Genomic DNA, 24,536 nt, shown 5'->3' on the forward strand with positions numbered 1-24,536 from the left:
GAAGCGGCAGAAGTACATCTGCCCGGTCATGCAGGGCGGGGTCTGGGTCACGTTGTCGCCGCATCGCCCGCGTTATCTTGCCGGTATACGGGTTGGCGATAAGGGAATGCATGCCGCTGCTGCTGGTCCTGCTTTTTCTGGTTTGTCATGGGGTGGTGCTGGCGTTGGGGGCTGGCCCGGCCGGTGTGGGGTCCTTTGTGTTTCTGGTGGCTGCGCCTTTGTTGGCCGGGGCTGCTTGTCTCTGGCGCGCGCGGCGTGGCCGCGCGGCGTTGGACTGGTATGCGATCGCGCTGTCGATGCTGCTATGGGCCGGCGGCATGGCGTTCAACCTGGTCGATGCCTTGGGCGCCGGTCGGGCCGACCTGACGCCACGCATCAGTCTGCTGCTGTATGTGCTGTACGCCGTGCCACTGGTGTTCATTCTTGCCCGTGCACGCCATGAGCGCCTCAGTATCAGCCTGATCGATGCGGCCATGGCTGCGCTTCTGGGGGTGTTGTTCTTTGCGCACACCCTGCATTTCTCCGCCCGTATCGATGTCGATGCATCGGCGATGTCGAGCATGCGTTACATGTTCGACATCCAGAACCTGTGCATTGCCGTTTTTGCCCTGGTGCGTTGGCTGGCCACGGATACGGCACAACGACGTGGTTTTTTCCGCGTGCTGGCGCTGTACGCCACGGCGTATCTGCTGGTGGCCAGCTACATCAATCATTTTGCATCGGAGGATGCTTTCGGCACGTACAGCGACCTGCTGATTGACCTGCCGTTCCTGTTGCTTGCGGTGCTGGCGCTGCGGCAGACAGCACCTTCCCCGGTGGTGCCAAGTCCGCGTCTGTCGCGGTTGGTGCAGGCGGGAGGACCGATGATCCTGCCGCTGCTGTTGCTGGTGGTCGGCACCTTGGTGGTGGACCACGCGCGGCCGCTGGCGGTGACCGGTTTCGTGGTCGCCACGCTGGGCTTTGGCCTGCGCAGTACGCTGCTGCAGATCAGTCTGCTGGAGCGGCAGGCGGCATTGGATGAGCTGGCGCGCAAGGACGCGTTGACGGGCGTGGCGAACCGCCGTCAGTTCGATACGGTGCTGCAGGCCGAATGGAACCGCATGCGCCGCAGTGGCGCCGGCCTGGGCCTGCTGCTGGTGGATATCGATCACTTCAAGGCCTTCAACGATGCGCACGGGCACCCGGCCGGTGATCGCTGCCTGCAGGCGGTTGCGGCGGGTCTGCAGGCGAATGTAAGGAGGGCCGGGGATTGCCTTGCACGCTATGGCGGCGAGGAGTTCGCGGTGGTTGTGGCCGACGCTACGCTGGAGGATACGGTCTCTCTCGCCGAAACCCTGCGGGGCGCGATGGAAACACTTGTGTTGCCGGAGGGCGCGATCACCATCAGCATTGGTGCCTCCTTCCAGCACAGCTCGGCGCTGGTTGATATCGAGACCTTGCTGGCCGAGGCGGACGCCGCGTTGTATGCGGCCAAACATGCAGGCCGCAACCGCGTAGCCGTGCGTGCCACGCAGGCCGCCCAGCTGGATACCGATGCAGTGCCCTGATCCTGCCGTGCGCTGGCGCTGGCGTTGTAGGCTGCGGGGCGCCATGGCATGTATCTGCCGCCATGCGCGCGAGTGCATGCAGGAGCGCTTGTCATGGCAATCCTGCGGTGTGCGTTGAGTCTAGCTGCGCAGGCTGAAATCGGTATACGCGTAGCGGGAATCGCGCAGCACGGTGTCCCCTTGTTCAAGCGGCAACGGCGCGCGGAACATGGGGCCAGCGCTGACACAGGTGTGGAACTCGCCGTTTTCGCCGCAGGCGTCGATGCCGGCGGGGAGTTGGTCGATCAGCGTGTTGTCGAAGGCGCGTCCGCTGAATTCTGCATCCAGCAGCGTACTGTCCACGCAGCACAGGTGGGCCTGCAATCCTTGCCTGATCATCTGCCGGGCCAGCGCCGTGGTATCACGGCCGAACAACGGAAACAGCGTGCTCCAGCCCTGGGCCGCGTACTGCTGTTCGCGCCAGGCGCGGATATCCTGCAGCAGCAGATCACCGAATGCGATGGTGCTCAGGCCGGGCCAGCGTCGCTGTGCCTCGGCCAGGGCGGCGTTCATGCGCTGCAGGTATATCGCGTTGTCGCAGGCCTGCGGTATCCAGGCTTCCAGCAATGGCACCGCGGCAGCGGCGGCCTGCGCCTGCAGCACTTCGCGGCGTACCCCCTGCATCGAGGAGCGTTCATAGCCTTCTGTCAGTGTGCTCAACAGCGCGACAACCTCTATGTCATCGCGCTGCTGCAGTTCGTATAGCGCCCAGGCGGCGTCTTTGCCGCCGCTCCAGGACAGGAGAACCGCCGTGCTCAAGACTCAGCGCACATCGCGCAGTTCCCAATGGCTGCCGGCGAGCATGCGCAGACGCTGCTTGAACAGGTCGCCGGGCAAGCTGGTGCTGGCAACCAGGTCGATGCGCAGGTCGGATTGCTTGCCGGTCACCGTGGCCTGCGGATCGGTTGCACCCAGCCCCGGATCCACATCTTCCGGCTCGTCCTGGGTGGCTTTCCAGCGCTCGAACAGTTCTGGTGTGCGCAATGCGGCCTGCAGCTGCTCGGCGAAGGCGTCGGCGCCGCTGGCGGTAAACGACAGGCGGGGGTCGTTGCCGCGCGCCTTGGCAGGATCAGGCAGTGAAATGGAGTAGTGCACGGTCATGGGGGCCTCCTTGATGGAATGTCAGGTTAGCGCTTCAAACGTAGTCATGTTGTCCACGTCGTGTGCGCTTGTCAGCTGCCGAAGGTATGTGGGCCATCGGCAAAGCCAATGGTCACCGCGCCCTTGCCGACGTTGACCATGCCGGTCAGGCTCATCACCGCTTCGGTCAGCTGCACGCCATGGCTGTCGCAGATCTGGCGCAGCTGCGCATAGCCCGGCAATGCGCGCAGCTCGTCCAGCGGGCCGCCGTAGCTCACGCACACCACCGGCGTCAGCAGGCCGGCGCCAACGCGCTTGCCGACGAAGCCGAACAGGGTCTGTACCGCGTTGTCGAAGCCCTTGATCTTGGCCACCGGCTCGGTATTGCCACGGTAGCCATGCAGCACCGGCTTGATGTCCAGCGCGCTGCCCAGTGCGGCACTGAACAAGCCGACGCTGCGGTCACCCTTGTGGCGGGCGCGGGCGCGCATGTAATAGAGGTCACGGGTCACCATGTAGCCGTGCACGTTGCTGGCCACATGCTCCAGGCGCTCGCGCATCTGCGGCACGGTGGCGCCGCTGTCGCGCAGCCGCACCGCCTCCACCGCGCTTACTGCCTGCGCGGCGAACAGGTTCTGGGTGTCGATGACGCGCAGGCTGAAGGGAGAGTTGTAGCCGGCGGCCTGGCGGACCGGCTTGTACTCGTTGAGGATGCTGTAGCCGGCCTGCACCGCGTTGTCGTGCAGGGGGCTGCGGGTGCGGGTGATGGTCAGGCAGAACACCTGGTCGAAATCGGTGACCAGGCGGCTCAGGAACAGTTCGCGGATCTGCTCGGCGCTGTAGGGGATGGTCTCGGCCTCGGCGCTCTGGTCACTGAGCGGGCCCTGCAGGAAGGCCAGGGTGGCGGCCTCGTCGCGGTGGTCCGGCAACAGGGTCTCGCCGATCCGTACGGTGATGGGCAGCAGCACGACATTGTTTTGCTGCAAGTAGCCTGCGGGCAGGTCACAGGCTGAGTCGACCACAATTCCAATACGCATGCGGTTGTATCCCCTGGGTCGTAACAGTGTCGAAAGATCAGAACCCTATCGCAAATTCAGGTGCCCAAAGATGGTTTCTGCGGCCATCTTCGCAATATAGGTCAACTTTTTTCACCATTTCCTCATTTCATCCAGCGCGGCTGGCTATTAAGCTACTGCCAAGCAACTGCGGCCAGCTCCCCGGGTGCGACGGCATGGGTGGGAGTTCACCGCCTGACGGTGGTGGTGAGCCAGGAATCAGTAATGGAAACGGCAAGTTCGGTAGTTGAGTTCTGGCGCGCGGCGGGTCCGCAGCGTTGGTTTGAGCGTGATGCGGGCTTTGATGCACAGTTCCGCGAGCGATTCCTGGAGGCGCACCATCAGGCGGCGAGCCGTGCCTGCGAGGGTTGGCTGGAAAATGCCGAGGGCGCCCTGGCGCTGCAGATCCTGCTGGACCAGTTCCCGCGCAACTGCTTCCGTGGCACCGCACACTCTTACGCTACCGACGGGCTCGCGCGGCATTACGCCATCCGCACCATCGAGGAAGGTTGGGACCGGGAGTTGCCGCTCAAGCTGCGGGCTTTCATCTACCTGCCGTTCGAGCACTCCGAAGATCCGCACGACCAGGAACGCGCGGTGGCGATGTTCGAGGTATTGGGTGACCTGGAGTACCTGAAGTACGCCGAGCTGCACCGCGATATCATCCGCCGCTTCGGCCGCTTCCCGCACCGCAACGCCGTGCTTGGCCGCATTCCCACGGCCGAAGAGCTGCATTTTCTTGCTGAAGGCGGCTTTGCTGGCTGAGGGCTGTGGTGCGCTTGCTGCCGGATCTGGTTGAAACGCTCCCCCGATCCAGCACCTAATCACGGACAAGAAAAATACCGCTGAAGCGCGGGCCTGGTGTTTGTCTGTGGGAGCGGCGTGAGCCGCGAAGCTGGTGGTGCTTGAAGCCAGGGCAACGCTGATATCTGATGATCAGCGTGCTTCGCGGCTGACGCCGCTCCCACAAGAATCCGAAGCAAGAGCTCTGGCATCGCGTTCGTGTGACTCAAATGCCTGAAATGAAAAACGCCGGCGATGCCGGCGTTTTTATTTACTGCTGCAACGTAGCCCGATCAGTACTTGGGAACGCTGTTGTCCACGTTCTCCGACCAGGCATCAATGCCGCCGGTGACGTTGAACACATTGGTGAAGCCCAGCGCCAGGAACTGCGCGGCAGCCTGTGCGCTGCGGCCGCCACGGTGGCACAGGAAGGCCAGCGGGGTGTCCTTGGGCAGGGCTTCGAGCTTGGCGCGGTTGTCACCGTCGAAGGTTTCGAACTTGCCGTTGATGGCGGCGATGGCGCGTTCGTCAGCCGGACGCACGTCCACCAGGGTGATGGCACCGGCACGCAGCTGGTCGTCGGCGGCGCGCACGTCCAGTTCCTGCACCGGCTTGGGCGCGTTCGGGTTGTTGATCGCCAGGCCCTGGCCGCGGATGTCGTCGACCCAATCGATGGTGATGCCATCGGCGCGACGTGCGCTGGCGCTGTCGAACTGCACGCGCAGGCCGTTGGACTCGGCAGCGATGGCGTTGTCGTCGCGCGGGGCCAGCTGGAAGTTCGGCTGGAAGCTGGCGTCGATGCTCAGCTGCAGGGCCGCGCCGGGGGCGTCAGCCAGTGCGCCTTTGAGCATTTCAACCGCCGCCGGGGTGACGGTGATCGACGGCGGGGTGCGGTCGGGTGCGGCCAGGCCGAGCAGGCTGCTCAGTTCGCCGCTGCTGGCCATCTGCAGGATGATGTCGCTGCCGCCGATCAGCTCGCCGTCCACGTACAGCTGCGGAATGGTCGGCCAGTCGCCGTAGGCCTTGATGCCTTCACGGATTTCCTGGTCGGCCAGCACGTTGACGTGGCCGAACTGCACGCCCAGGTCCTGCAGCGCGCCAACGGCCTTGGCCGAGAAGCCGCACTGCGGCATGGCCGGCTGGCCCTTCATGAACAGAACGACGCGATCGGCGCCGAGGATGGATTCAATGCGCGAACGCAGGGCGGGGTCCAGGGACATCGTGAACTCGTATAAGTGGTCGTAGACCAGCTGATTCTACGCTGCATGGCATCATGGGGAATGACTGCCCCGGAAACCCTGCATCGCATTCCCGTACGCCCCTGGCGCTGGCTGCCCTGGCTGCTGATCTCACAATTGCTGGTGGCCTTGTTGTGGTGGCGGCTGGGCTGGATGTGGGGCCTGCCGGCGCTGCTGCTCAGCCACGCGCTGTTCATCGTGCCGGTCTTCCTGCCCAACAGCCGCTTCTATGCGCCGGTGGTGAGCCGCGCGCCCGGGCAGGACGTGTGGCTGACCATCGACGATGGCCCGTCCGCGGAGACCCTGGCGGTGCTGGACCTGCTCGATCAGCACGACGCCAAGGCCACCTTTTTCATGGTGGGCGAGCGGGCGCAGGCCCGCCCGGAGCTGGTACACGAGGTGTTGCGGCGCGGCCACGACCTGGGCAATCACAGCCATTCACACCCGCAGGCGCGCTTCTGGGCGCTGGGCCCGGCGCAGATGGCAAAGGAAATCGGCCAATGCCAGCAGGCGCTGGCGGCGATTGCCGGCGCGCCGCCGCGCTGGTACCGCTCGGTGGTGGGCATGACCAATCCCTTTGTAGCGGCGGCACTCAAGCGACATGCGCTGGCGCGGATCGGCTGGAGCGCCCGTGGCTATGACGGTGTGGACTGCACGCCGGAGGGCGTGGTGGCACGGATTGCACCGGATCTGGGGCCAGGTGCCATCGTCCTGCTGCACGAAGGTGCCGCCCACGGCCATAACCTGGCCATCATCGAAGCCGTGTTGCAGCAGCTGCAGGCCCGTGGCCTGCGCGCCCGCCTGCCGCAGCCAACAGCGTAGACTCGCCTCCCCGCCGTTTTGGCGGTTTCTGGACCCGCACCATGCCCTTCTCCCAACTCGGCCTGTCTCCCTACGTGCTGCCTGCGCTGCAGCAAGCCCTGCAGCAGGCCGGCTATCTGGCGCCGACACCGATCCAGCAGCAGGCCGTGCCGTTGTTGCTGAAAGGGCGTGATGTGGTGGCGCTGGCGCCTACGGGTTCAGGCAAAACTGCTGCCTATGTGCTGCCAGCGCTGCAACGCTTCTTCATGGCAACGCCGCGCAAACCACGCGTGCTGGCGCAGCTGATCCTGGTGCCGACCCGCGAGCTTGCCCAGCAGGTGAGCGATGTATTCACCACCTTGGGGCGGGAGTTGCCGCGCCGGCCGCATCTGGTCTGTGCGGTGGGCGGGGTGTCGATCAACCCGCAGATGATGTCGCTGCGGGGCGGTGCCGACATCGTCGTGGCCACCCCGGGGCGCTTGTTGGATCTGATGGCACACAACGCCCTGTCATTGAAGCAGGTGCAGCTGCTGGTACTGGATGAAGCCGACCGCCTGCTGGAACTGGGTTTCGGCGATGAGTTGCGGCAGATATTGGCGCAGCTGCCGGCACAGCGGCAGACGGCCTTGTTCTCGGCCACGTTTGCTGCGGATATCGAAGCCTTGGCAGCAGCCGGCCTGCGTGAGCCGCAGCGCCTGGAAATCGGCGAACAGTCCGCGCCGGCCATCGAACAGCGCACCATCCATGTGGATAGCGCTCGCCGTGCCGAGTTGCTGCTGTCCTTGCTGGAAGACCCGCAGTGGCAACAGGTGCTGGTGTTTGTCGGCAGCATCCGTGACGGTGACCGTCTGGCCAGGCTGCTGCGCAAGGCCGATATCAACGCGCAGGCCCTGCATGGCGAACTGTCGCAAGGCCGCCGTTTCCGCATGCTGCAGGATTTCAAGGACGGCGAAGTACGGGTGCTAGTCGCGACCGACCTGGCGGCGCGCGGCATCGACATCACGCGTCTGCCGGTGGTGGTGAATTACGACCTGCCGCGCGCGCCGGCCGATTACCTGCACCGTATTGGCCGTACCGGCCGGGCAGGGGAAAAGGGCTTGGCGGTGAGTTTTGTCGATTCGGCGGCCATGCCGCATTGGCGTCTGATCTGCAAACGCCATGGGCTGGACAGCGCCACGCAAGTGCTCGAGGGCTTTGAGCCGACGCAGGCAGCACCGGCAGCCACGGTGGTGGCTGACGACAAGGGCGGTATCAAGGGCCGCCGGCCCAGCAAGAAGGACCGGGCGCGGGCTGCGGCGGCGGAAAAAGCCGAGCCGTGCCCGCCCCCGCCCCACCTGGAGCGCCTACCCTTGCGCGGCTGGGGCTTTACCAGTAAAGCTACTGCCGAGCTGGGCTCGGCACTACAACGGCAGGTCGCTGCCGAGCATGGCTCGGCACTACGGTGCTTCGGTGATCAATCTTCGAAATCGGTTTCCGCTGCCGGGGCCGGCTCGGCTGCCGGGCGCGGGGTGCGCTTGGCCGACTTGCTCGTCACTTCGACGTAGAACTGGGTGTTGCCAGCCGCTACCAGCGCGTCAATGGCGCGGAACAGCTCGTCATAGGCCACCGGCTTGGCGGAGGCTTCGTCCACACCCAGCTTGCTGTCGAAACCCCAGGTGTCGGCGCCGGCCGGCAGGGCCTTGCCGCGCTCACGCTTGGTGTACTTGCGGATGTCGTGCTTGCTGGCTTCCAGCAGACGGTCGGGGTGCTTGCCTTCGATGGCGAGGCTGTAGGTCTTCTTCACGGGAATCTCGTTGCTGCGCCAGCCCGGTTGGGCCGGCAGGGAATGGCGCCATTATCGGCGCAAAAGGCTGGACCGTGCTTCAACCGCGGTGTGCGACCAGCAGCCAGTTGTTGAACGGGGTGTTGCCGTACAGCGGGCGCAGGCTGACCTGCAGGCCGCATTGCTGCAGCAGGGCGCGCAATGACTCGGCATCCGGGTAGTGGCGGGGCCGGAACTGCATCCAGCCGATCAGGTTGGCTGCGCGGTCGCCGATGCGCGAAATGCGCCCGCGGCGGCTGCTATCGGCCAAGGCCATGCGCATCACCAGACGGCCATCGCCCTCCAGCATCGCCGCTGCGTTGCGCAGCAGTGCCTGCTGGGCTTCGGCGTTCAGATACTGCAATACATCCAGAATGGCGACACTGCCACGGTGGACGGGCAGCTGGGTGCCCAGGTCCATGACCTCGAAACTGCTGGCGGCCAGCCCGGCGCGCGCCGCGACCTTGCCGGCGCGGGCAATCTTGGCCGCGTCGTTGTCGACCCCTCGGTAGGGCATGGACTGGCCGTCGTGGCGCAAGGCGTGCGCCAGCAGACCCAGTCCGCAGCCCATATCCAGCACGGGGGCGCTGCTGCCACGCAGGGCGTCCAGCACGCCGGGGTAGAGCGGGTCGCTGCGCAGTTTGGCAAGCGTGTAGCAGTAGTCCCAGCGGTTGCCCCAAGGCTGTGCCGGGGCGAACGCGCCGGCGATGGCACGTGCGGCATCCCTGGGAAGGGCCTGGTTGTCGGCGCCCGCCGTCACGCGGCCGGGGCTGCCAGCAGCAGTTCGGCTGCGGTCGGCAGTGCTGCCTGCATCCAGCGCTGGTACATCAGGGCGGAAGGATGCAGGCCGTCTTCAGCCAGCATCTGTGCGTCCTGGCCGTTGTCGCGGCTGATCGGGGTGATGTCGACGAAGGCCACGCCATAGTCGCCGCAGCAGGCCTGGGCGGCGGCGTTGAAATCGTCGATTTCACGCGCCACCTGGGCCGCATCGCGGCCGTGCTGCTGCGCGTACGGGGTGAAGCCCCAGTCCGGCGTGGACAGTACCAGCACCCGCCGCGGGTCCTCGCCGGCCAGCGCAATCGCGCGCTGCAGCAGCTGTTCGAACTGCTGGCGGTATTCGGCCAGCGGGCGCCCGCGGTACTGGTTGTTCACGCCGATCAGCAGGCTCACCAGCGCATACGGCCCCTGCGGGGCTTCGGCGTCGATGGCTGCCGCCAGTTCGTCGGTGGTCCAGCCGGTGGTGGCGATGACCTGCGGGTCGGCAAGTTGGATCCTCTGCGCACGCAGTGCCGAAGCCAACTGGAACGGCCAGCTGCCGGCTTGTGGAACGCCTTCACCGATGGTGTAGGAGTCGCCCAGTGCCAGGTAGGACGTGGTGGTGGCTGCGGTTTCGCTCATCAAGGCCGGTCAGCCCACCGCGCTGCGCGGCTTGAGCTGCACGACTTTGGTGACGGCTTCGGCGCGGCGGCTGAGCAGCTTGTCGATGCGGCCGAACACCTCGCGCATCACGCTGGCCTCGGGCAACAAGGTGACGCGGAAGTGGTTGCGGTAGGGCACGTTGAAGCTCGAACCCGGCACCACCAGCACGCCTTCTTCTTCCATCAGCTGCAGGGCGAAGTCGTGGTCATCAAAGCCCTGTGCGGCCGGCCCGATCACTGCCGGGAAGGCGTACAGCGCCCCCGCCGGAGCGACCAATGACAGGTGTTCGCTGGCCGCGCAGGCCTCGATCACCGCGCGGCGGGTTTCGTACAGGCGACCACCGGGGCTGCACAGCTCGGTGATGGTGTCCGGGCCGTTCACCGCGGCTTCGATCGCGTACTGGCCGGGCACGTTGGCGCACAGGCGCAGCGCGCTGAGCAGATCCAGTGCGGCGCGGAACTCGCCCAGCTGTTCGCCAGCGCCGGACAGCAGCATCCAGCCCACGCGCCAGCCGCAGGCGCGGTGCACCTTGCTCAGGCCGCTGAAGGTCAGGCAGGGATGGTCGCCGGCCAGCGGAGCTACCGGCTGGAACTGCGCACCGTCGTAGAGGATCTGGTCGTAGATTTCGTCCACCAGCAGCAACAGGTTGTGCTTGCGGGCGATGGCGACGATTTTTTCCAGCAGTTCGCGCGGGTAGCTGGCGCCGGCCGGATTGTTCGGGTTGATCAGCACGATGGCGCGGGTGCGCGAGGACACCAGCGCTTCCATCTCCACCGGGTCGGGCAGGAAGCCGTTTTCCGGGCGGCAGCGGTAATACACCGGGCGGCCGTCATTGAGGATGGTGGCGGCCGACCACAGCGGATAGTCCGGCGAGGGGATCAGTACTTCGTCGCCCGGGTTGAGCAGGGCACGCAGCGACAGATCGATCAGCTCGGACACGCCGTTGCCCAGGAATACCCGGTCAGCCACGGCATCGGGTGCGCCACGGCGTGCGTAGGCGGCTGCGATGGCTTCACGCGCGACCGGCAGGCCTTGCTGGTGGGTGTAGGGATCGGTGCGGCCCATGTCATCGGCGATGGCGTGCTGCAGATGAGCCGGCGCACGGAAGCCGAAATTGCCCGGATTGCCGATATTGAGCTTGATCAGCTTGTGGCCCTGGGCCTCCAGCTCCCGCGCTCGTCGGGCCAGTTCACCACGGATCTCGTAGCGGACTTCAGACAGGCGTTCACGGGTGGCTAGCGGTTTGACAGGGCTTGACATTTTCTCAGGGCCATCAAGGGCATGGATTTGGCATGGTAGCCGAATTGTTGCGCTGCGGGGCGGGGCTTGGGGGCGGATGAGAGGAATCGGGATTGGGGATTGGTTGCAGGTAAAAGCAAGCGTTCAAGCGAGGGCAACGGCACCCCTCCCCAACCCTCCCCTGCGCTGCGCGCAAGGGAGGGGGCGCTTGGCTCCCTCCCTTTGCCGCAGGCAAGGGGAGGGTCGGGGAGGGGTGCTCCTGTTCTGCTTTGATTCCGGCCCCGACAAACCCACATTCCCGGCGGCAAGCGCTACCCCGGTAGAATCGGCCAATGACAGATTCCATCGATTTCGATTCGCTGCGCCATATCGGCTGGCCCTGGCCCGGTGCTCCTGAGGATCCGGCCTGGCAGGCGGCCTTTGCCGAGCATCCGCAGGCGCGCCCGGGGCGGGTGATCGAGCAGCACCGTTCCGGCTACGTGGTTGCCGATGCGCCCGATAACAGCCTCAAGACCGAGTCGCCGCCGGAGTGGCAGCGTCCGCGCTTCCCCAGCCATGAGCGGGCGGCGGTGGGTGACTGGGTGCTGCTGGAAGGCAAGCGCATCGTCGCGCTGCTGCCACGGCATACCTCGATCAAGCGCGGCGCCGCCGGTGAGCATTATCACCAGCAGGTGATCGCGGCCAATATCGATACGGTGTTCATCGTCTGCGGGCTGGATGCGGACTTCAATCCGCGTCGTATCGAGCGCTATCTGCTGCTGGTAGGCGGTGGTGGCGCGTCGCCGGTGGTGGTGCTGACCAAGGCCGACCAGACCGACTACAGCGAAGATGCACTGGCGGTGCTGGAAGACCTGGCCGCGCAGCAGATTCCACTGCTGGCGATCAACGGCAAGGACCCTGAAAGTGTTTCCGCCTTGCTACCGTGGCTGGGTCCAGGCAATACGGTGGTGCTGGTGGGTTCCTCCGGTGCCGGCAAATCCACCTTGACCAACACGTTGTTGGGCGAGGACCGGATGAAGACCAATGAAGTGCGCGGCAATGATTCGCGCGGCCGCCATACCACCACCCATCGCGCGCTGATGCCGTTGCCCTACGGTGCCTGCCTGATCGATACCCCGGGCATGCGTGAGCTCAAGCCCACCGGCGAGGAAACCCTGTCCGAGGGCGGCTTTGCCGATATCGAAGAACTGACCACGCAGTGCAAGTTCCGCAACTGCTCGCATAACAGCGAGCCGGGATGCGCGGTGCAGGAAGCGATCGAGCGCGGCGACATCGATGAAACCCGGCTGGAGAGTTACCTCAAGCTGCGCGAAGAAGTTGCGCTGGCGGCGGCCAAATTGGCGCAGCGTCAGGCCGAGCAGGCGACCGAACGCAAGCACACGGGGCGCGGTGCGCAGTGGCGGCCAATCAACAAGGGCAAGCGGCGCTGAGCGTGGGGCCGCTTTTGCTTCGACTCCCTCCCTTTTGCGTAGCAAAGGGGGTGAAGAAGGCTGCTTGCGCGCCACTGGCGCGCGGCCTGATGAACGACCGAAGGCTATGCCTTCGGGCCGGGCGGGTTGGGGAGGGGTAGGCTGTTCGCAGCATTGATGCGGGTTTGGCTTCGCGGCTTACGCTGCTGCTTCAACTCCCTCCCTTTTGCGTGGCAAAGGGGAGGGTTGGGGAGGGGTAGGCTTTCGCAGCGCTGATGGGTTTGTGGCTTCGCGGCTTATGCCGCTCCTACATAAAGCGTGCAGAGGCTGCGCGTTATATCGATTTGAACGAGGCGGGCATGGACACGGTTGATACCCACAACGATCCAGCCATCAGCCATCACGCCGCGCTCGATGCGCGCATGGTGGCGGCGGTACGTGGTGTCCGTTTGCTGGGTCTGACCAGCTGGCCGGCCACCACCCAGGCGCCGTTCCTCGACAGCGTCGCACGTGGCAAGCCGCTGCTGCCGCAGGTGGAATACCCGAAGCAGGATTTCAGCGATACGCGGCGCGAACTGGCCGCGATCATGGCCGCCGCCGATACCTCGCATCCGCTCGGCGTTTACGTACACGATTCGGCCCACAGCTGGGACCTTGCCGCCGGTCTGCTGGAAGCACTGGGCACGCGCGCGGTGAATGATTATTCCGCGCAGTTGTTCGGCGTGCCGGAGCAGCCCATGCCGGGCAATGGCCCGACCACCCGCGATGCCGCGCGGCATTTCATCCAGATCGCCGAAGAACTCGATCACGAACTGTTGGCACCGGAAGAGCAGGTGCCGGTGTCGGCCACCGCGCTGCAGCTGATGCTGCAGAGTGACCTGGATGATTTCTTCGATGGGCGCCTGATCACGGTGGAACTGGACCGCGAACTGATCGCCAAGGCCGCCGCTGGTGCCACCCGCATCCGCCTGCGCACCAGCGCCACATTCAGTGCCTACGACCGCGCCCAGCTGTACCACCACGAGGCGCTGGTGCATTCGTTGACTGCCCTCAATGGCCGTGAGCAGACCTTGCTGCCCAGCCTCGCGTTGGCCTCTCCGCGTATCACTGCCACCCAGGAAGGCCTGGCCACCTTTGCCGAACAGATCACCGGCAGCATCGACATCCAGCGCCTGAAGCGCATCAGCCTGCGCATCGAGGCGATCGCGATGGCGCGCGACGGTGCCGATTTCATCGAGATCTTCAATTTCTTCCGTGCTGCCGGGCAGACCGCCGAGGAAAGTTTCTCCTCGGCCCAGCGCGTGTTCCGTGGCGTGCCCACCAGCGGCGGTGCCGCCTTCACCAAGGACACCGTCTACCTGCGCGGGCTGGTCTCGGTGCACACCTTTTTCCGGCAGATGCTGCGCGATGAAAAACTGCAGACCTGCCGCTGGCTGTTTGCCGGCAAGATGACCCTGGGCGATGCAGTGGCGCTGACGCCCTTGTTCGAAGCCGGCGTATTGGCGCCGCCACGCTGGTTGCCGCAGTGGATCAACCGCGCCAACGGCCTGGCCGGCGCCTTGGCGTTCTCGCTGTTCGCCAACCGCATCCGCATGGACCAGATCAGCGAAACCTGAGCGGGCTCAGGGCGTGTCGAGCAGCTGCTGCACCGCGCGTTCGCCACTGCCCATTGCCAGCGTCCAGCCGAGCATGCCGTGGCCGATGTTGCAGGCCAGGCCATCGCCAAGATTGCGGATGATAGGCGACGACCACGGCGTGACCGGTCGCAGCCCGGCCCAGCTGCTTTCGATGTGATCGTAGTCGGCCGCCTCGGGCAGCGAGGCGCGTGCCTGTGCGATCAGGGTGGCAAGCCGCGCCGGCTCGGGGGTGGGATTCCAGTCGTTGAGATCAGCCAGCCCTGCAACGCGGATGCGATCGCCCAGGCGGCAGAACACCAGCTTGCGCTTGGTATCGGTGAGGCTGACCCGTGGCGCGTTGGCGCCCAGCGGTGCGGTGAACGAATAGCCCTTGATCGCCATCAGCGGCGTGCGCAGGCGCAGCGGTTTGAGCAGCGCGGCGCTGTCGATGCCGGCACAGACCACCACGCGCGCGGCCTCAACGCTGCGGCCATCGCCGGCCTGCAGCTGCCAGCGGCCATCGGCATGGCGCAATGACCGGGTGTCGAAGCCGAAGCACGCCTGCATGCCGTAGTGCTGCTGCAATACCTGCAGCAGGCCCTGGCTGAAACGGTAGGGGTCGCCGGCTTCTTCCTCGGGCGAGTAGACCGCGCCGCCCAGCCATGGCGCGCCAGCGAGCGCAGGTTCGATGGCACGGGCTTCGGCGGCATCCACCAACCGTTGCTGCACGCCACTTGTGCGCTTGAGCGCGATCATCGCGGCGGCACCGTGCATCGCCTCGGCCGAGGGGTACAGGTGCAGTTTGCCGGAGACCTGATGATCGAAATCGATGGGGTGCTGCTGCAGCAAGGCCTGCATGGCGGTGCGCGATTGAAGCGCAAGTTCCAGCGTGGCCAGGGTATTGCGATGCAGGCCGCCGCTGCTGGCCTGGCGCAGGAAGGCCAGCCCCCAGCGCAGGAAACCCGGGTCCGCCGACCAGCGCGTGCGGAACGGCCCGTTGCGGCCGAAGGCCATTTCCGGCAGTTGCGCCCAGGTGGCGGGGCCGGCCATCGCGTCGGTATAGGCGTAGCTGAGCTGTGCGCCATTGGCGAACGAGGTGCCCAGCGCCGGGCCGGCATTGCGGTCCAGCAGCAGCACCGAGCACCCCCGCTTTGCGGCGGCATACGCCGTGGCCAGGCCCACCACGCCAGCGCCGATGACGATGAGGTCATGGCCAGAAGAAACCGGGGGCGCAGCATTGGGGGTCATCAGCGGAGCAACACGGGACAGGTGAGTGCCCATTGTCGCGCCAACCCGCGCGCAAGGCACGGGTGTGGCGCACGGAACAGCCCGATCAGTGCGGCCAGAAGTTGAGGAAGCCGGTAATGATCAAGGCGTTGATGAAGTCGATGAAGAACGCGCCGACCAGTGGTGCCACCAGGAAGGCGCGCGGCGCCGGCCCATAGCGCTGCGCCAGCCGCCGCATCACCGCCATCGCATTGGCGGTGGTGCCCAGCATGAAGCCGATGAAGCCGCCACCCATCACTGCCGCGTCGTAGTCGCGGCCCATCAGCCAATAGATCGGCACCGCGAACAGCGCGACCACCGCCACCTGGATGATTAGGTTGACCAGCAGCGGGAAGCCCATTCCAGCCAATTCCCAGAGTTTGAGATCCATCAGCGCGATGGCCAGGAACAGCGCCAGGCAGATATTGCCGATCAGGTCGGTGGTGGGCACTGACAGTTTGATCCAGCCGGTGTAGTCATCGATGTTGCGGATCACCGCGCCCACCAGCATCGCGCCGATATACGTCGGCAAGGTCAGGCCCAGGCCTTCAAAGCCCTTGCCTACCCAGACGCCGAGCCACATCGCCATCAGCAGCACGACGATGCTCTTGAGCGCATCGAACTCGCGTGCCGATTCGCTGGGGTAACGCACGGTGACGGCTTCGTCTTCGCCGAGCTGCGCGCCGGTGGCCTTCTGGCTGGGGTGCTGCACCTTGAAGCGCTGCATCAGCACGGTGATCACCGGGCCGCCGACCAGGCCGCCACAGATGATGCCGGCCATGGCCGCAGTCACCGCCAGGCTTTCCGCGCCGACCAGACCGGCCTGTTCAAAATGCCCGGCAAAGGCCAGGCCGGTGGCCGGGCCACCGGTGAGCGTGGCCGAGCCGGCCAGCACACCGAACATCGGGTTCAGGCCGAACATCTTGGCCACGCTGATGCCGATCAGGTTCTGCAGCACCGCGAAGAGGCTGCCGATCAGCAGGAACAACATCACCTGCTTGCCGCTGACCCGCAGCAGCCGCACGCTGGCATTGATGCCCAGGGTGGTGAAGAAGGCCACCATCAGCGGTGTCTTGAGGGTGGTATCCAGTGTGAACAGGGTGGTCTGCTGGCCATGCGCCCACCACACCGCCAAGGCCACCAGCAGGCCGCCAACCACCGGTTCGGGCAGGTTGTAGCGGCGGAAGAACGGAATGGCGCGGCACAATGCGTAGCCGGCAAACAGGGTCAGGCCGGCAAAGGCGACTGTCTGTACTGCGTCAAGTTGGATCATCAGGGCGGGGACCTTGCACCAGCGAAAGGCGAACTTTGTCGTTCCCCCGGCACAATAGCAACCGGGCCTATTGGCACTGGCCGGGCTGTCAGGGTGCGCTCGCCCGCCCCAATGTGGTGCCGAGCCATGCTCGGCTGTCGCATTACCTGTAGTGCCGAGCCATGCTCGGCAAGGGCTTTCCAAGCGGGCGGTAGTGCCGAGCCATGCTCGGCAAGGGGCCTTCCCGGTAAAGCCTCTGCCGAGCATGGCTCGGCACTACAGTTTGGGTCTTGCGGTAAAGCCCCTGCCGAGCATGGCTCGGCACTACAGTTTGGGTCTTGCGGTAAAGCCTCTGCCGAGCATGGCTCGGCACTACGGTGATGCGGCAGGCTCAGCGTTGCGGGCGCTTGTAGGCCACGCAGTCCACTTCCACCTTGCAGTCCACCACCATGCGGCTTTCGACGCAGGCGCGGGCGGGTGGGTTCTCGCCAAAGTAGTGTTTGAACACGCCGTTGAAGGCATAGAAGTCGCGGGCGTCGTCCAGCCAGACGCCGCAGCGCACGACGTGCTCCGGGCCGTAACCGGCTTCGGCCAGGATCTCCAGCACATTGCCGATCACCACATGCGATTGTTCGGTGACCGTGCCGGCGACCAGTTCGCCGTTGCGCATCGGTACCTGCCCGGACACGAACAGCCAGCCATCGGCTTCGACCGCGCGCGAGAACGGCATGTGTTGCTTGCCCTGGCCAACGCCACCTTCGGCGCCGTAGCGTTTGATGTCACTCATCGGTATTCCTCTTCATGGGGTGCAGCGGTAGCAGTCAGGCTGTCGGTGCGGGTTCTGGCCGCACAAAACGGCCAGCGCGGGCGACGACGCGACTGCCGTCATAGCTCAGGCAGCCGTTGACCCAGACGGCGTTGATGCCTTCGGCGGCGCGGATCGGATCGTGGAAACTGGCGGTGTCGCGTACCCGCGCCGGATCGAACAGCACCAGGTCGGCGCACCAGCCGGCACGGATCAAGCCGCGCGCGCCCATCGCGAAACGCGAGGCCGGCAGGCCGGTCATCTTGTGCACGGCAGTGTGCAGCGGGAACAGCTGTTGATCGCGGGCGTAGTGGCCCAGCACGCGCGGGAATGTGCCCCATAGGCGTGGATGCGGGCGCGGATCGCGTGGCAGCCCATCGGAACCGATCATGGTCAGTGGATGGCTCAGGATGCGGCGCACGTCGGCCTCGTCCATGCCGTGGTACACCGCGCCGGCAGGTTGCAGGCGTATCGCGGCATCCATCAACGGGACCTTCCAGTCGGCGGCGATCTCGGCCAGCAGGCGGCCGCCCTGGCTGGGTTCGGGCTCGGACCAGGTGATCAGGATGTCGTAGGCCTCGGTGACCTGCTTCAGGTCCAGGGTCGAGGCGCTGGCCGCATACGGGTAGCAGTCGCAGGCCACATCCTGGCTGGCCGAGGCCGCATGCAGGCAGTCCAGTACTTCGCCGCTGCGGCCCCAGTTGTCGACACCGGCACACTTCAGGTGCGAAACACGCACTGCGGCCTGTGGCGCACGTGCGGCGTAGAAGGCTTCTTCCATCGCATCGAGGATGCCGCTGAATTCATCGCGCAGGTGGGTGGCATACAGGCCGTTGCGTGGCAGCTCCTTGGCCAGCGCGTCCACTTCCGAGGACGGTGCGCTATAGGCCGAGGCATAGGCCAGACCGCTGCTCAGGCCCAGTGCGCCCTGTGCCAGGCTGTCGCGCAGCTGCGCCCGCATCGCGCTGATTTCCTCGTCGGTGGCGGCACGGTCCAGGCGATCCATATGGTTCTGCCGCAAGGCGGTGTGACCGACCAGGGCTGCCACATTCACGGCCGGGCCGGCATGTTCGACGGCGTCGCGATAACTGGCGAAATCCGCATAACGGAAATCCTCGGCATCACCGAGCAGGTTCATCGGGTCCGGCACCTGCGCATGGATCCTCACAGGGCTGGCGCTGATGCCACAGTTGCCAACCACCACCGTGGTCACGCCCTGCGACAACTTGCTGAGCATGTCCGGGTTGCGGATCACCTCCAGGTCGTCATGGGTGTGCACATCGATGAAGCCCGGCGCCAACGCCAGGCCCTGCGCGTCGATGACATTTGCAGCCGCAGCCTTGCCCAGCGCGCCGACAGCAGTGATGCGCCCGGCATCGATGGCGACATCGCCGTGCTCGGCCGGTTGGTCACTGCCATCGAAGATCAGCGCGTTGCGGATCAGGAAATCATGCATGGATCAATCACCCAGCGGAAGGCGCGAATCACCGCCACGGTGGCGGTCCAGCGCCAGCTTGATGCGGCGCAGGTGTTCATGGTTGGCGTTGGCGTCGTTGAGCGCGGTGGTGGTGGCAAGCACGTCGATGGCCAGCATCATCGCGTAGCGCGAGGCCGAGGGCTTGAACACGAAATCGGTTTCCTCGATCTGGATCGGCAGCAGCCAGTCACTGCGCTCGGCCAGCGCCGTGTTGGCCTGGGTGATGGCGCCGATGCGGGCGCCATAGGTGCGGGCGATATCCACCGCTGAGATGATTTCCGGGGTGATGCCGCTGACCGACAACACCAGCACCAGATCCTGCGGCCCAAGTGTGGCGCCGATGATCTTCATCATCAACGCATCGCTGCAGGCCGATACCGGCCGCCCGAAACGCACGAAGCGGCTCTGCAGCTCCTGCGCGAAAACGGTGGAGCATCCGCCCAGGCCGAAGATATGGATCATCCGCGCCTGGCAGATTGCTTCGGCCAGCTCCTGCACCACCTCTTCCTTCAGGTTGGCGATGTTGTGACGCAGGCTTTCCTGGATGTCATCGCAGATCTGCGCGTACAGCGCGGATACCGGCGGTGCGTTCTGCTGTTCCAGGAAGCGCTTGCCTACCGCGCTGGCCGAGGCCAGCCGCGCACGCAGCTCACGCACATGCTCGCAGCCCAGCGCCTTGGCAAAACGCGAGATGGCGGCGGCGCTGACTTCGGCGCGTTCGGCCAGCTCGCTGACCCCGTACTGCGCGGCGGCATCCACGTCGGCGAGGATGGCCGCGGCGATGCGCGCTTCCACCGGGCTGAACTCGTGCTGGCGCTGGCGCAGCTCATAGACGATATCGAACGTATTCTGCGACATGTTCAGAGCACCATTGAGAGGGCCATCACCAGCGACAGGGCGATGACGGAAATAAGGGTTTCAAGCACCGTCCAGGTCTGGAAGGTCTGGGTGACGGTCATGTTGAAGTATTCCTTTACCAGCCAGAAGCCACCGTCGTTGACATGTGACAGCACCACCGAGCCGGCGCCGGTGGCCAGCACCAGCAATTCAGGGTGGGCGTAGCCCATGGCGGCGGCAATCGGGGCGACGATGCCCGAGGCGGTAATCATTGCCACCGTCGCCGAGCCGGTGGCGATGCGCATCAGCGCGGCCATGGTCCAGCCCATCAGCAGCGGTGACAGCTGCAGGCGCTGGGACAGGGCGGTGATTTCCGCCGCGACGCCGGTATGCAGCAGGATGCCGTTGAGGCCGCCGCCTGCGCCCACCAGCAAGGTGATCGCGGCGGTGGGGGCAAGGCATTCCTGGGTGAATTTGAGGATCTGTTCGCGGCTGAAGCCGCGCATCATGCCAAGGGTGATGAAGCTCATCAATGTGGCCAGCAGCAGGGCCACCACCGAGTGGCCGATGAAGCGCAGGCCGTGGTTGAGCGTCGAGCCGGGGGCGGCGATCTGATCGGCCCAGCCGCCGAGCAGCATCAGTACTACCGGCAGCATCAAGGTGGCCAAGGTGATGCCGAAGCTGGGCAGCTGCTCATCGGGAATGCGCTGATGGCCCTCGTCCAGCAATGCCGCTTCCATCGGGTTATGCGCAGGCAGCTTGACCCGCGGCGCGATGAACTTGGCGAACACCGGGCCGGCCAGTGCCGCCGTTGGCAGGCCAACCAGCAGCGAATAGAACACGGTGCGGCCGACATCGGCGCCATAGGCGTTCACCGCCAGCATCGCCGCCGGGTGCGGTGGCACCAGCCCGTGCACCACCGACAAGCCGGCCACCATCGGCAGGCCGACCAGCAGCAGCGGCACGCCGGTGCGGCGGGCGACATTGAGCACGATCGGAATCAGCAGCACGAAGCCGACTTCAAAGAAGATCGGCAAGCCCACGCAGAAGGCGATCAGCATCATCGCCCAGTGCACGTTCTTGCTGCCGAAGCGGGCGATCAAGGTGCGTGCGATGCGCTCGGCGCCACCGGACTCGGCCATCATCTTGCCGAGCATGGTGCCCAGCGCGACGATCAGCGCGATATGCCCAAGGATCTTGCCGACGCCCTGCTCATAGGCTGGCAGGATCTCCGGCGCCGGCATGCCAGCAAGCAGCGCCAGCCCGATTGAAACCAATGTGACACTGATGAAGGGGTTGAGCCGAAAGCGGGCGATCAGCACGATCAGTGCAAGGATCGACAGTGCGGCGTAGATCAACAGCAGATTACCGTTGCTCATGCGTACAGACCCGATGGAAGCGGTTAGAACTGCGTGGAAACAGCACCGACAACGCGGTGCGCGTCATCGACCACCAACAGGTGGCGCCATTTGTCGAAGGTCAGGCAGGGGTGAGAAATATCGAAGCAGAGCATGTCGCCCACCTGCAGGGCATCGTCAGCCTGCAGCTCGAGGAACGCATGCTGGTCCATCATCGCGGTGAGCTTCCAATGCGCGGCGGCAGCGCTTGGTGCGGCATCGCCGGGCCGGTAGTGCAGGGCAGGCACCGGCAGGCCGGCATCGAAGGCGGCATCGCGCTTGCCCAGGCCGATGATGGCCTTGCCCGGTTCCGGGCGGGACTGCACGTAAGCCCATAGCCGCAGTGCCGGCTGCAGGCTGCTGCCCATCGTGCGCGCGATCGGGTTGCTGGCGTGGATGCGTTCGGCTGCTTGCCGGTAGATGCCGACGTCGTGGCTCAGATAGCAGCCCGGACGCAGCACGATCTGTGCGTCGGCATCGTTGGCGAGTACCGAGAACTCTTCGGCCACCACGTCGAACCAAGCCGAGCCAGCGCCGCTGAGGATGGCCGGCAACTGGCGGAAACCACCATTGGCGCGGATCGCCTGCCACTGCGCAAGGCTGCGCTGCAACATGGTGCGCACGCCGGCCTCGTCGCTGGCGACACCTTCATAGACTTCAACGCCGACCAGCGCCACGGCATCCGGCCAGCGGGCGATTTCGTCCAGCACGGCCTGCGCCTGTGCCTCGTCGCGCACACCGGTACGGCCGCGGGCCAAGCCAATCTCCAGCAATACCTTGATCTGCTGCCCACGCGCGCTGAAATAGCGGCCCAGCGCGGCCACGTTGTCGGCCGAGTCCACCACGCAGGCAAACCAGAAGCCCGGGTCACGCTGTTGCAGCGAGGCGATCAGCTCGAAGTTGCCCTTGCCGACCAGCTGGTTGGCGAGCAGTACGCGCTGTACGCCCTGCGCGTGTGCGGCCACGGTCTGCGGCGCGGTTGCCAGGGTGATGCCCCAGGCGCCGGCGTCCAGCTGCATGCGGAACAGCTCGGGGCTCATCGTGGTCTTGCCATGTGGCGCCAGCTGGCAGCCATAGGCCTGCGCGAACTCGCGCATCCACAACAGATTATGCTGCAGCGCCGATGCGCTCAGCACCGCAGCGGGCAGGCTGAGCTGCTCTGCAAGCAGCGACGGTGCGGCGGCGGCCAGCGACGCCGGCGTCCATGGGCCACCGCTGGGGAGGCCCTTGCCGACCAGAACTGCTTCGGAATGAAAGTAATTTTCCTGCACGAATCCTACCCCTTGCCTTGTTCACCCGGAAGTACGGGTGGCTGTCGTGGCGAAAGGTGGAGAATACGTGAAAATTATTTTCTTGTGTGTCCGGGCCGGATCACGTCGGCGCGGGCGGGGTCAGAAGTGCAGCTGGGCGCGCCCGGCCAGTACCCCAGTGTGGTCCAGGCGTTGTCCGCGCAGTTCATCACGGCGGCGGCTGTCGGTCCAGTCCAGCATCAGCCGGACGTTCCTGGAGGCATACCAGTTCACGCCGAGGGTCCAGGCGTCGGCCGAGACATCGCGCTGCTGCGTTGGCCACTGGCGACCGGTGATGTGGTCATAGCGGGCCACCAGCTCCCAGGCGCCGAAGTCACGCTCGGGCTCCAACTGGACGAAACGGCCGCCCTTGGCGTCGTAAGGGCGGGTTTCACCGGTGAGCAGCCAGCTGCCCTGCAGATAGCCGGCCTGTATTTTGCCGCGTTGCTGGCCATCGTCGTAGCGGGCACCACCGTACTCGGCCTGCCATGACCACGGCCCAGCCACGCCGGCGGTTTCAAAACTGTAGCGTTTGACCGACACCGCGCGACCGCTGCGGAAATCCACCAGCGGCAAGCGGCCGTTGTTGCCGAAGTGGCCGTTGGCACGCACTTGCGCACGCAACGGCAGGGCGCCATCGGCACCGGGATGGCTGTGATGCTCATGGGCGCCGGAGACACCAAAGTGCAGGGCATGGCCCGGTTGGCTCCATGGCGCGTAGCCGATGCGGCCGCCGATGACGTGGCCCTTGGCCTGCCACACATCGATGCTTTCCAGGCTGAAAACGCTGCCGCTCCAGAAAATGCCGCTGTGATGCCCCTGTGCGCCGATGCCCAGCCGGTAAGCCGTGCCCAGCGACTGCACCAGAAAGCTGCGCTCGATGGTGGGCGTGTGATTGGCGCTGCTGCGGTCGTCCAGCGTATAGAACTGCTTGAACTGGCCCAGGGTGAGCTGGGTGTTGCCAAAGGTGTGGGTCAGGTAGACATCGCGGGCAACCGGGCGGTGGCCGGCGAAGTCCGCCTCGACCTTGTAGCCCAGGCTGTAGGCCTTGCCCGATAGGCCCAGCCACGCTGCACGCAGATCGTCGCCGCTGCGTTCTGGCGGGCCAAGGCGGTCGTTGTCGAAGTGGCCGAATTCGTAATACAGGCGGCCGCTGGCCTTGGCGGTGAACGTGTCGTTGGCAAGCGCGGCGGGTGCGGCGGCCAGCAACAGCAGGCCGGTGAATGCAGCACGCAGGGGGAAACAGGCCATCCGTTGCCTCGGTACAGTTGGGAGTGCGCGGACGATAGACAGGGCCAGGGTGCCAACCAATAGCGATTTGGGACTAGGGCAGGCAAGCCGTGCCCGTGCCAAACTGGCGCCATGAGCCTGATCAAGGTGCTTGTTGCCGACGACCACCCGTTGTTTCGCGCCGCCGTGCTGCATGCGCTGCGCGAGGGCGGCGCCGTGGGCGAGATGCTGGAGGTTGCCAGTGTTTCGGCCTTGACCGAGGCGGTGGCTGAGCATGCCGATGTGGACCTGGTCCTGCTTGATCTGACCATGCCCGGTGCGCACGGGTTTTCTTCGCTGGTATGGCTGCGTGGCGAACGCCCGGAGCTGCCGGTGATCATCATTTCTTCCAATGACAACCCGCGGGTGATCCGTCGCGCCCAGCAGTTCGGTGCGGTTGGCTTCATTCCCAAATCCGCGCCGGTGGAATCGATAGGCGCGGCGGTGAGCGCGGTGATGGACGGCGATACCTGTTTCCCGCCCTTGGCGGCGGTGCGCTCCGAGCACGATGCGCTGCTGGCCTCGCGGCTGGCGCGGCTGACCCCGCAGCAGATCCGCGTGCTGCTGTGCATGGCCGATGGCCTGCTCAACAAGCAGATCGCGCACGTGCTGGGCCTGGCCGAAAACACGGTCAAGGTGCACGTCACCGCCGTGCTGAAGAAGCTCGAATGCAATAGCCGCACCCAGGCCGCGGTACTGCTGAAGACTTTGGAGGCAGAGTGGGAGCCGGAGTTGGACGCAGGCAATTGGACCGCGCCTAACCCGTAGTGCCGAGCCATGCTCGGCAGAGGCGTTACCAGCTAAACCCCAACTGTAGTGCCGAGCCATGCTCGGCAAGGGCGTTACCAGCAAACCCCTGACTGTAGTGCCGAGCCATGCTCGGCAAGGGCATTACCGGGAAAGCCTCTGCCGAGCAT

At 65.6% G+C, this 24,536-nt stretch carries 22 protein-coding genes and 1 pseudogene; 7 read left to right on the forward strand and 16 right to left on the reverse strand.

Features of this window, described 5'->3' with window-relative positions:
- The first annotated feature begins 110 nt into the window (after nt 1-110).
- Complete coding sequence (locus ACVOKO_RS11950) at nt 111-1,547, forward strand: GGDEF domain-containing protein (RefSeq protein WP_346499127.1); 1,437 nt, start codon at nt 111-113, stop codon at nt 1,545-1,547.
- Between the two features lie 120 nt (nt 1,548-1,667).
- On the opposite strand, the gene ACVOKO_RS11955 is transcribed toward ACVOKO_RS11950, so the two are convergent.
- The 3 genes from ACVOKO_RS11955 to ACVOKO_RS11965 form a co-directional block, all read right to left on the reverse strand.
- Nucleotides 1,668-2,345 carry a Dph6-related ATP pyrophosphatase gene (locus ACVOKO_RS11955; RefSeq protein ID WP_346499128.1) on the reverse strand — a complete coding sequence of 226 codons (678 nt, stop codon included), beginning with the start codon at nt 2,343-2,345 and terminating at the stop codon, nt 1,668-1,670.
- 3 nt (nt 2,346-2,348) lie between these two features.
- Nucleotides 2,349-2,687: a hypothetical protein gene (locus tag ACVOKO_RS11960; RefSeq protein ID WP_346499129.1), complete on the reverse strand. Its 339-nt coding sequence runs from the start codon at nt 2,685-2,687 to the stop codon at nt 2,349-2,351.
- A 71-nt stretch (nt 2,688-2,758) separates the two neighbouring features.
- A complete protein-coding gene (locus tag ACVOKO_RS11965) occupies nt 2,759-3,703 on the reverse strand; it encodes a DegV family protein (RefSeq protein WP_346499130.1) in 945 nt (314 codons plus the stop codon).
- A gap of 243 nt (nt 3,704-3,946) precedes the next feature.
- Here ACVOKO_RS11965 and ACVOKO_RS11970 point away from each other — a divergent pair, with 243 nt between their 5' ends.
- On the forward strand, nt 3,947-4,486 hold the full coding sequence (locus ACVOKO_RS11970; protein ID WP_346499131.1) for a DUF924 family protein: 540 nt from the start codon (nt 3,947-3,949) through the stop codon (nt 4,484-4,486).
- 311 nt (nt 4,487-4,797) lie between these two features.
- Here ACVOKO_RS11970 and grxD read toward each other — a convergent pair whose 3' ends face one another.
- On the reverse strand, nt 4,798-5,724 hold the full coding sequence (gene grxD / locus ACVOKO_RS11975) for a Grx4 family monothiol glutaredoxin (RefSeq protein ID WP_346499132.1): 927 nt from the start codon (nt 5,722-5,724) through the stop codon (nt 4,798-4,800).
- 60 nt (nt 5,725-5,784) lie between these two features.
- On the opposite strand from grxD, the gene ACVOKO_RS11980 reads away from it, so the two are divergent.
- Nucleotides 5,785-6,564 carry a polysaccharide deacetylase family protein gene (locus ACVOKO_RS11980; RefSeq protein WP_346499133.1) on the forward strand — a complete coding sequence of 260 codons (780 nt, stop codon included), beginning with the start codon at nt 5,785-5,787 and terminating at the stop codon, nt 6,562-6,564.
- A gap of 41 nt (nt 6,565-6,605) precedes the next feature.
- Nucleotides 6,606-7,856, forward strand: a pseudogene (locus ACVOKO_RS11985) (DEAD/DEAH box helicase); the annotation flags it as partial.
- 140 nt (nt 7,857-7,996) lie between these two features.
- Here ACVOKO_RS11985 and ACVOKO_RS11990 read toward each other — a convergent pair.
- The 4 genes from ACVOKO_RS11990 to ACVOKO_RS12005 all read right to left on the reverse strand — a co-directional run bounded on the left by ACVOKO_RS11990 (nt 7,997) and on the right by ACVOKO_RS12005 (nt 11,023).
- A complete protein-coding gene (locus ACVOKO_RS11990; RefSeq protein ID WP_346499134.1) occupies nt 7,997-8,326 on the reverse strand; it encodes a DUF6172 family protein in 330 nt (109 codons plus the stop codon).
- Nucleotides 8,327-8,405: 79 nt separating this feature from the next.
- Nucleotides 8,406-9,104, reverse strand: a complete 699-nt coding sequence (locus tag ACVOKO_RS11995) for a class I SAM-dependent methyltransferase (RefSeq protein WP_346499135.1) — start codon at nt 9,102-9,104, stop codon at nt 8,406-8,408.
- The gene (locus ACVOKO_RS12000) at nt 9,101-9,742 is read right to left on the reverse strand and encodes an SGNH/GDSL hydrolase family protein (RefSeq protein ID WP_346499136.1); all 642 of its coding nucleotides are present in this window, start codon (nt 9,740-9,742) and stop codon (nt 9,101-9,103) included. The genes ACVOKO_RS11995 and ACVOKO_RS12000 overlap by 4 nt, the downstream gene beginning before the upstream one ends.
- Nucleotides 9,743-9,751: 9 nt before the next feature.
- A complete protein-coding gene (locus ACVOKO_RS12005) occupies nt 9,752-11,023 on the reverse strand; it encodes a pyridoxal phosphate-dependent aminotransferase (protein WP_346499137.1) in 1,272 nt (423 codons plus the stop codon).
- A 311-nt stretch (nt 11,024-11,334) separates the two neighbouring features.
- Between ACVOKO_RS12005 and rsgA the strand changes: the two genes are divergently transcribed.
- Together rsgA and ACVOKO_RS12015 are read left to right on the forward strand one after the other, a co-directional pair.
- On the forward strand, nt 11,335-12,432 hold the full coding sequence (gene rsgA / locus ACVOKO_RS12010; protein ID WP_346499138.1) for a ribosome small subunit-dependent GTPase A: 1,098 nt from the start codon (nt 11,335-11,337) through the stop codon (nt 12,430-12,432).
- Between the two features lie 338 nt (nt 12,433-12,770).
- The gene (locus ACVOKO_RS12015) at nt 12,771-14,027 is read left to right on the forward strand and encodes a flavohemoglobin expression-modulating QEGLA motif protein (protein WP_346499139.1); all 1,257 of its coding nucleotides are present in this window, start codon (nt 12,771-12,773) and stop codon (nt 14,025-14,027) included.
- 6 nt (nt 14,028-14,033) lie between these two features.
- Here the strand turns inward: ACVOKO_RS12015 and ACVOKO_RS12020 are convergent, their stop codons facing one another.
- From ACVOKO_RS12020 to ACVOKO_RS12055, 8 genes are all read right to left on the reverse strand, one after another.
- Nucleotides 14,034-15,275, reverse strand: a complete 1,242-nt coding sequence (locus ACVOKO_RS12020) for an FAD-dependent oxidoreductase (protein WP_346499140.1) — start codon at nt 15,273-15,275, stop codon at nt 14,034-14,036.
- 85 nt (nt 15,276-15,360) lie between these two features.
- On the reverse strand, nt 15,361-16,566 hold the full coding sequence (gltS, locus tag ACVOKO_RS12025; RefSeq protein WP_346499141.1) for a sodium/glutamate symporter: 1,206 nt from the start codon (nt 16,564-16,566) through the stop codon (nt 15,361-15,363).
- 370 nt (nt 16,567-16,936) lie between these two features.
- Nucleotides 16,937-17,332, reverse strand: coding sequence for a RidA family protein (locus tag ACVOKO_RS12030; RefSeq protein WP_346499142.1), 396 nt, complete (start codon nt 17,330-17,332; stop codon nt 16,937-16,939).
- Nucleotides 17,333-17,366: 34 nt separating this feature from the next.
- The gene (locus ACVOKO_RS12035; RefSeq protein ID WP_346499143.1) at nt 17,367-18,806 is read right to left on the reverse strand and encodes an N-acyl-D-amino-acid deacylase family protein; all 1,440 of its coding nucleotides are present in this window, start codon (nt 18,804-18,806) and stop codon (nt 17,367-17,369) included.
- Nucleotides 18,807-18,809: 3 nt separating this feature from the next.
- The gene (locus tag ACVOKO_RS12040) at nt 18,810-19,685 is read right to left on the reverse strand and encodes a MurR/RpiR family transcriptional regulator (protein ID WP_346499144.1); all 876 of its coding nucleotides are present in this window, start codon (nt 19,683-19,685) and stop codon (nt 18,810-18,812) included.
- A gap of 2 nt (nt 19,686-19,687) precedes the next feature.
- Nucleotides 19,688-21,043 carry a GntT/GntP/DsdX family permease gene (locus ACVOKO_RS12045; RefSeq protein ID WP_346499145.1) on the reverse strand — a complete coding sequence of 452 codons (1,356 nt, stop codon included), beginning with the start codon at nt 21,041-21,043 and terminating at the stop codon, nt 19,688-19,690.
- 23 nt (nt 21,044-21,066) lie between these two features.
- Complete coding sequence (locus tag ACVOKO_RS12050; RefSeq protein WP_346499146.1) at nt 21,067-22,332, reverse strand: amino acid deaminase; 1,266 nt, start codon at nt 22,330-22,332, stop codon at nt 21,067-21,069.
- A 120-nt stretch (nt 22,333-22,452) separates the two neighbouring features.
- Nucleotides 22,453-23,601, reverse strand: a complete 1,149-nt coding sequence (locus ACVOKO_RS12055) for an OprO/OprP family phosphate-selective porin (protein WP_346499147.1) — start codon at nt 23,599-23,601, stop codon at nt 22,453-22,455.
- A gap of 111 nt (nt 23,602-23,712) precedes the next feature.
- On the opposite strand from ACVOKO_RS12055, the gene ACVOKO_RS12060 reads away from it, so the two are divergent.
- Complete coding sequence (locus ACVOKO_RS12060; RefSeq protein WP_346499148.1) at nt 23,713-24,387, forward strand: response regulator; 675 nt, start codon at nt 23,713-23,715, stop codon at nt 24,385-24,387.
- Nucleotides 24,388-24,536 lie beyond the last annotated feature (149 nt).

It is taken from the genome of Stenotrophomonas sp. STEN240 (assembly GCF_056756175.1).

Coding starts and splice junctions, on each gene's coding strand:
- ACVOKO_RS11950 (WP_346499127.1), top strand. CDS start 111: ATGCCGCTGCTGCTGGTCCTGCTTTTTCTGGTTTGTCATGGGGTGGTG.
- ACVOKO_RS11960 (WP_346499129.1), bottom strand. CDS start 2,687: ATGACCGTGCACTACTCCATTTCACTGCCTGATCCTGCCAAGGCGCGC.
- ACVOKO_RS11965 (WP_346499130.1), bottom strand. CDS start 3,703: ATGCGTATTGGAATTGTGGTCGACTCAGCCTGTGACCTGCCCGCAGGC.
- ACVOKO_RS11970 (WP_346499131.1), top strand. CDS start 3,947: ATGGAAACGGCAAGTTCGGTAGTTGAGTTCTGGCGCGCGGCGGGTCCG.
- grxD (WP_346499132.1), bottom strand. CDS start 5,724: ATGTCCCTGGACCCCGCCCTGCGTTCGCGCATTGAATCCATCCTCGGC.
- ACVOKO_RS11980 (WP_346499133.1), top strand. CDS start 5,785: ATGACTGCCCCGGAAACCCTGCATCGCATTCCCGTACGCCCCTGGCGC.
- ACVOKO_RS12000 (WP_346499136.1), bottom strand. CDS start 9,742: ATGAGCGAAACCGCAGCCACCACCACGTCCTACCTGGCACTGGGCGAC.
- ACVOKO_RS12005 (WP_346499137.1), bottom strand. CDS start 11,023: ATGTCAAGCCCTGTCAAACCGCTAGCCACCCGTGAACGCCTGTCTGAA.
- rsgA (WP_346499138.1), top strand. CDS start 11,335: ATGACAGATTCCATCGATTTCGATTCGCTGCGCCATATCGGCTGGCCC.
- ACVOKO_RS12015 (WP_346499139.1), top strand. CDS start 12,771: ATGGACACGGTTGATACCCACAACGATCCAGCCATCAGCCATCACGCC.
- ACVOKO_RS12020 (WP_346499140.1), bottom strand. CDS start 15,275: ATGACCCCCAATGCTGCGCCCCCGGTTTCTTCTGGCCATGACCTCATC.
- gltS (WP_346499141.1), bottom strand. CDS start 16,566: ATGATCCAACTTGACGCAGTACAGACAGTCGCCTTTGCCGGCCTGACC.
- ACVOKO_RS12030 (WP_346499142.1), bottom strand. CDS start 17,332: ATGAGTGACATCAAACGCTACGGCGCCGAAGGTGGCGTTGGCCAGGGC.
- ACVOKO_RS12035 (WP_346499143.1), bottom strand. CDS start 18,806: ATGCATGATTTCCTGATCCGCAACGCGCTGATCTTCGATGGCAGTGAC.
- ACVOKO_RS12040 (WP_346499144.1), bottom strand. CDS start 19,685: ATGTCGCAGAATACGTTCGATATCGTCTATGAGCTGCGCCAGCGCCAG.
- ACVOKO_RS12045 (WP_346499145.1), bottom strand. CDS start 21,043: ATGAGCAACGGTAATCTGCTGTTGATCTACGCCGCACTGTCGATCCTT.
- ACVOKO_RS12055 (WP_346499147.1), bottom strand. CDS start 23,601: ATGGCCTGTTTCCCCCTGCGTGCTGCATTCACCGGCCTGCTGTTGCTG.
- ACVOKO_RS12060 (WP_346499148.1), top strand. CDS start 23,713: ATGAGCCTGATCAAGGTGCTTGTTGCCGACGACCACCCGTTGTTTCGC.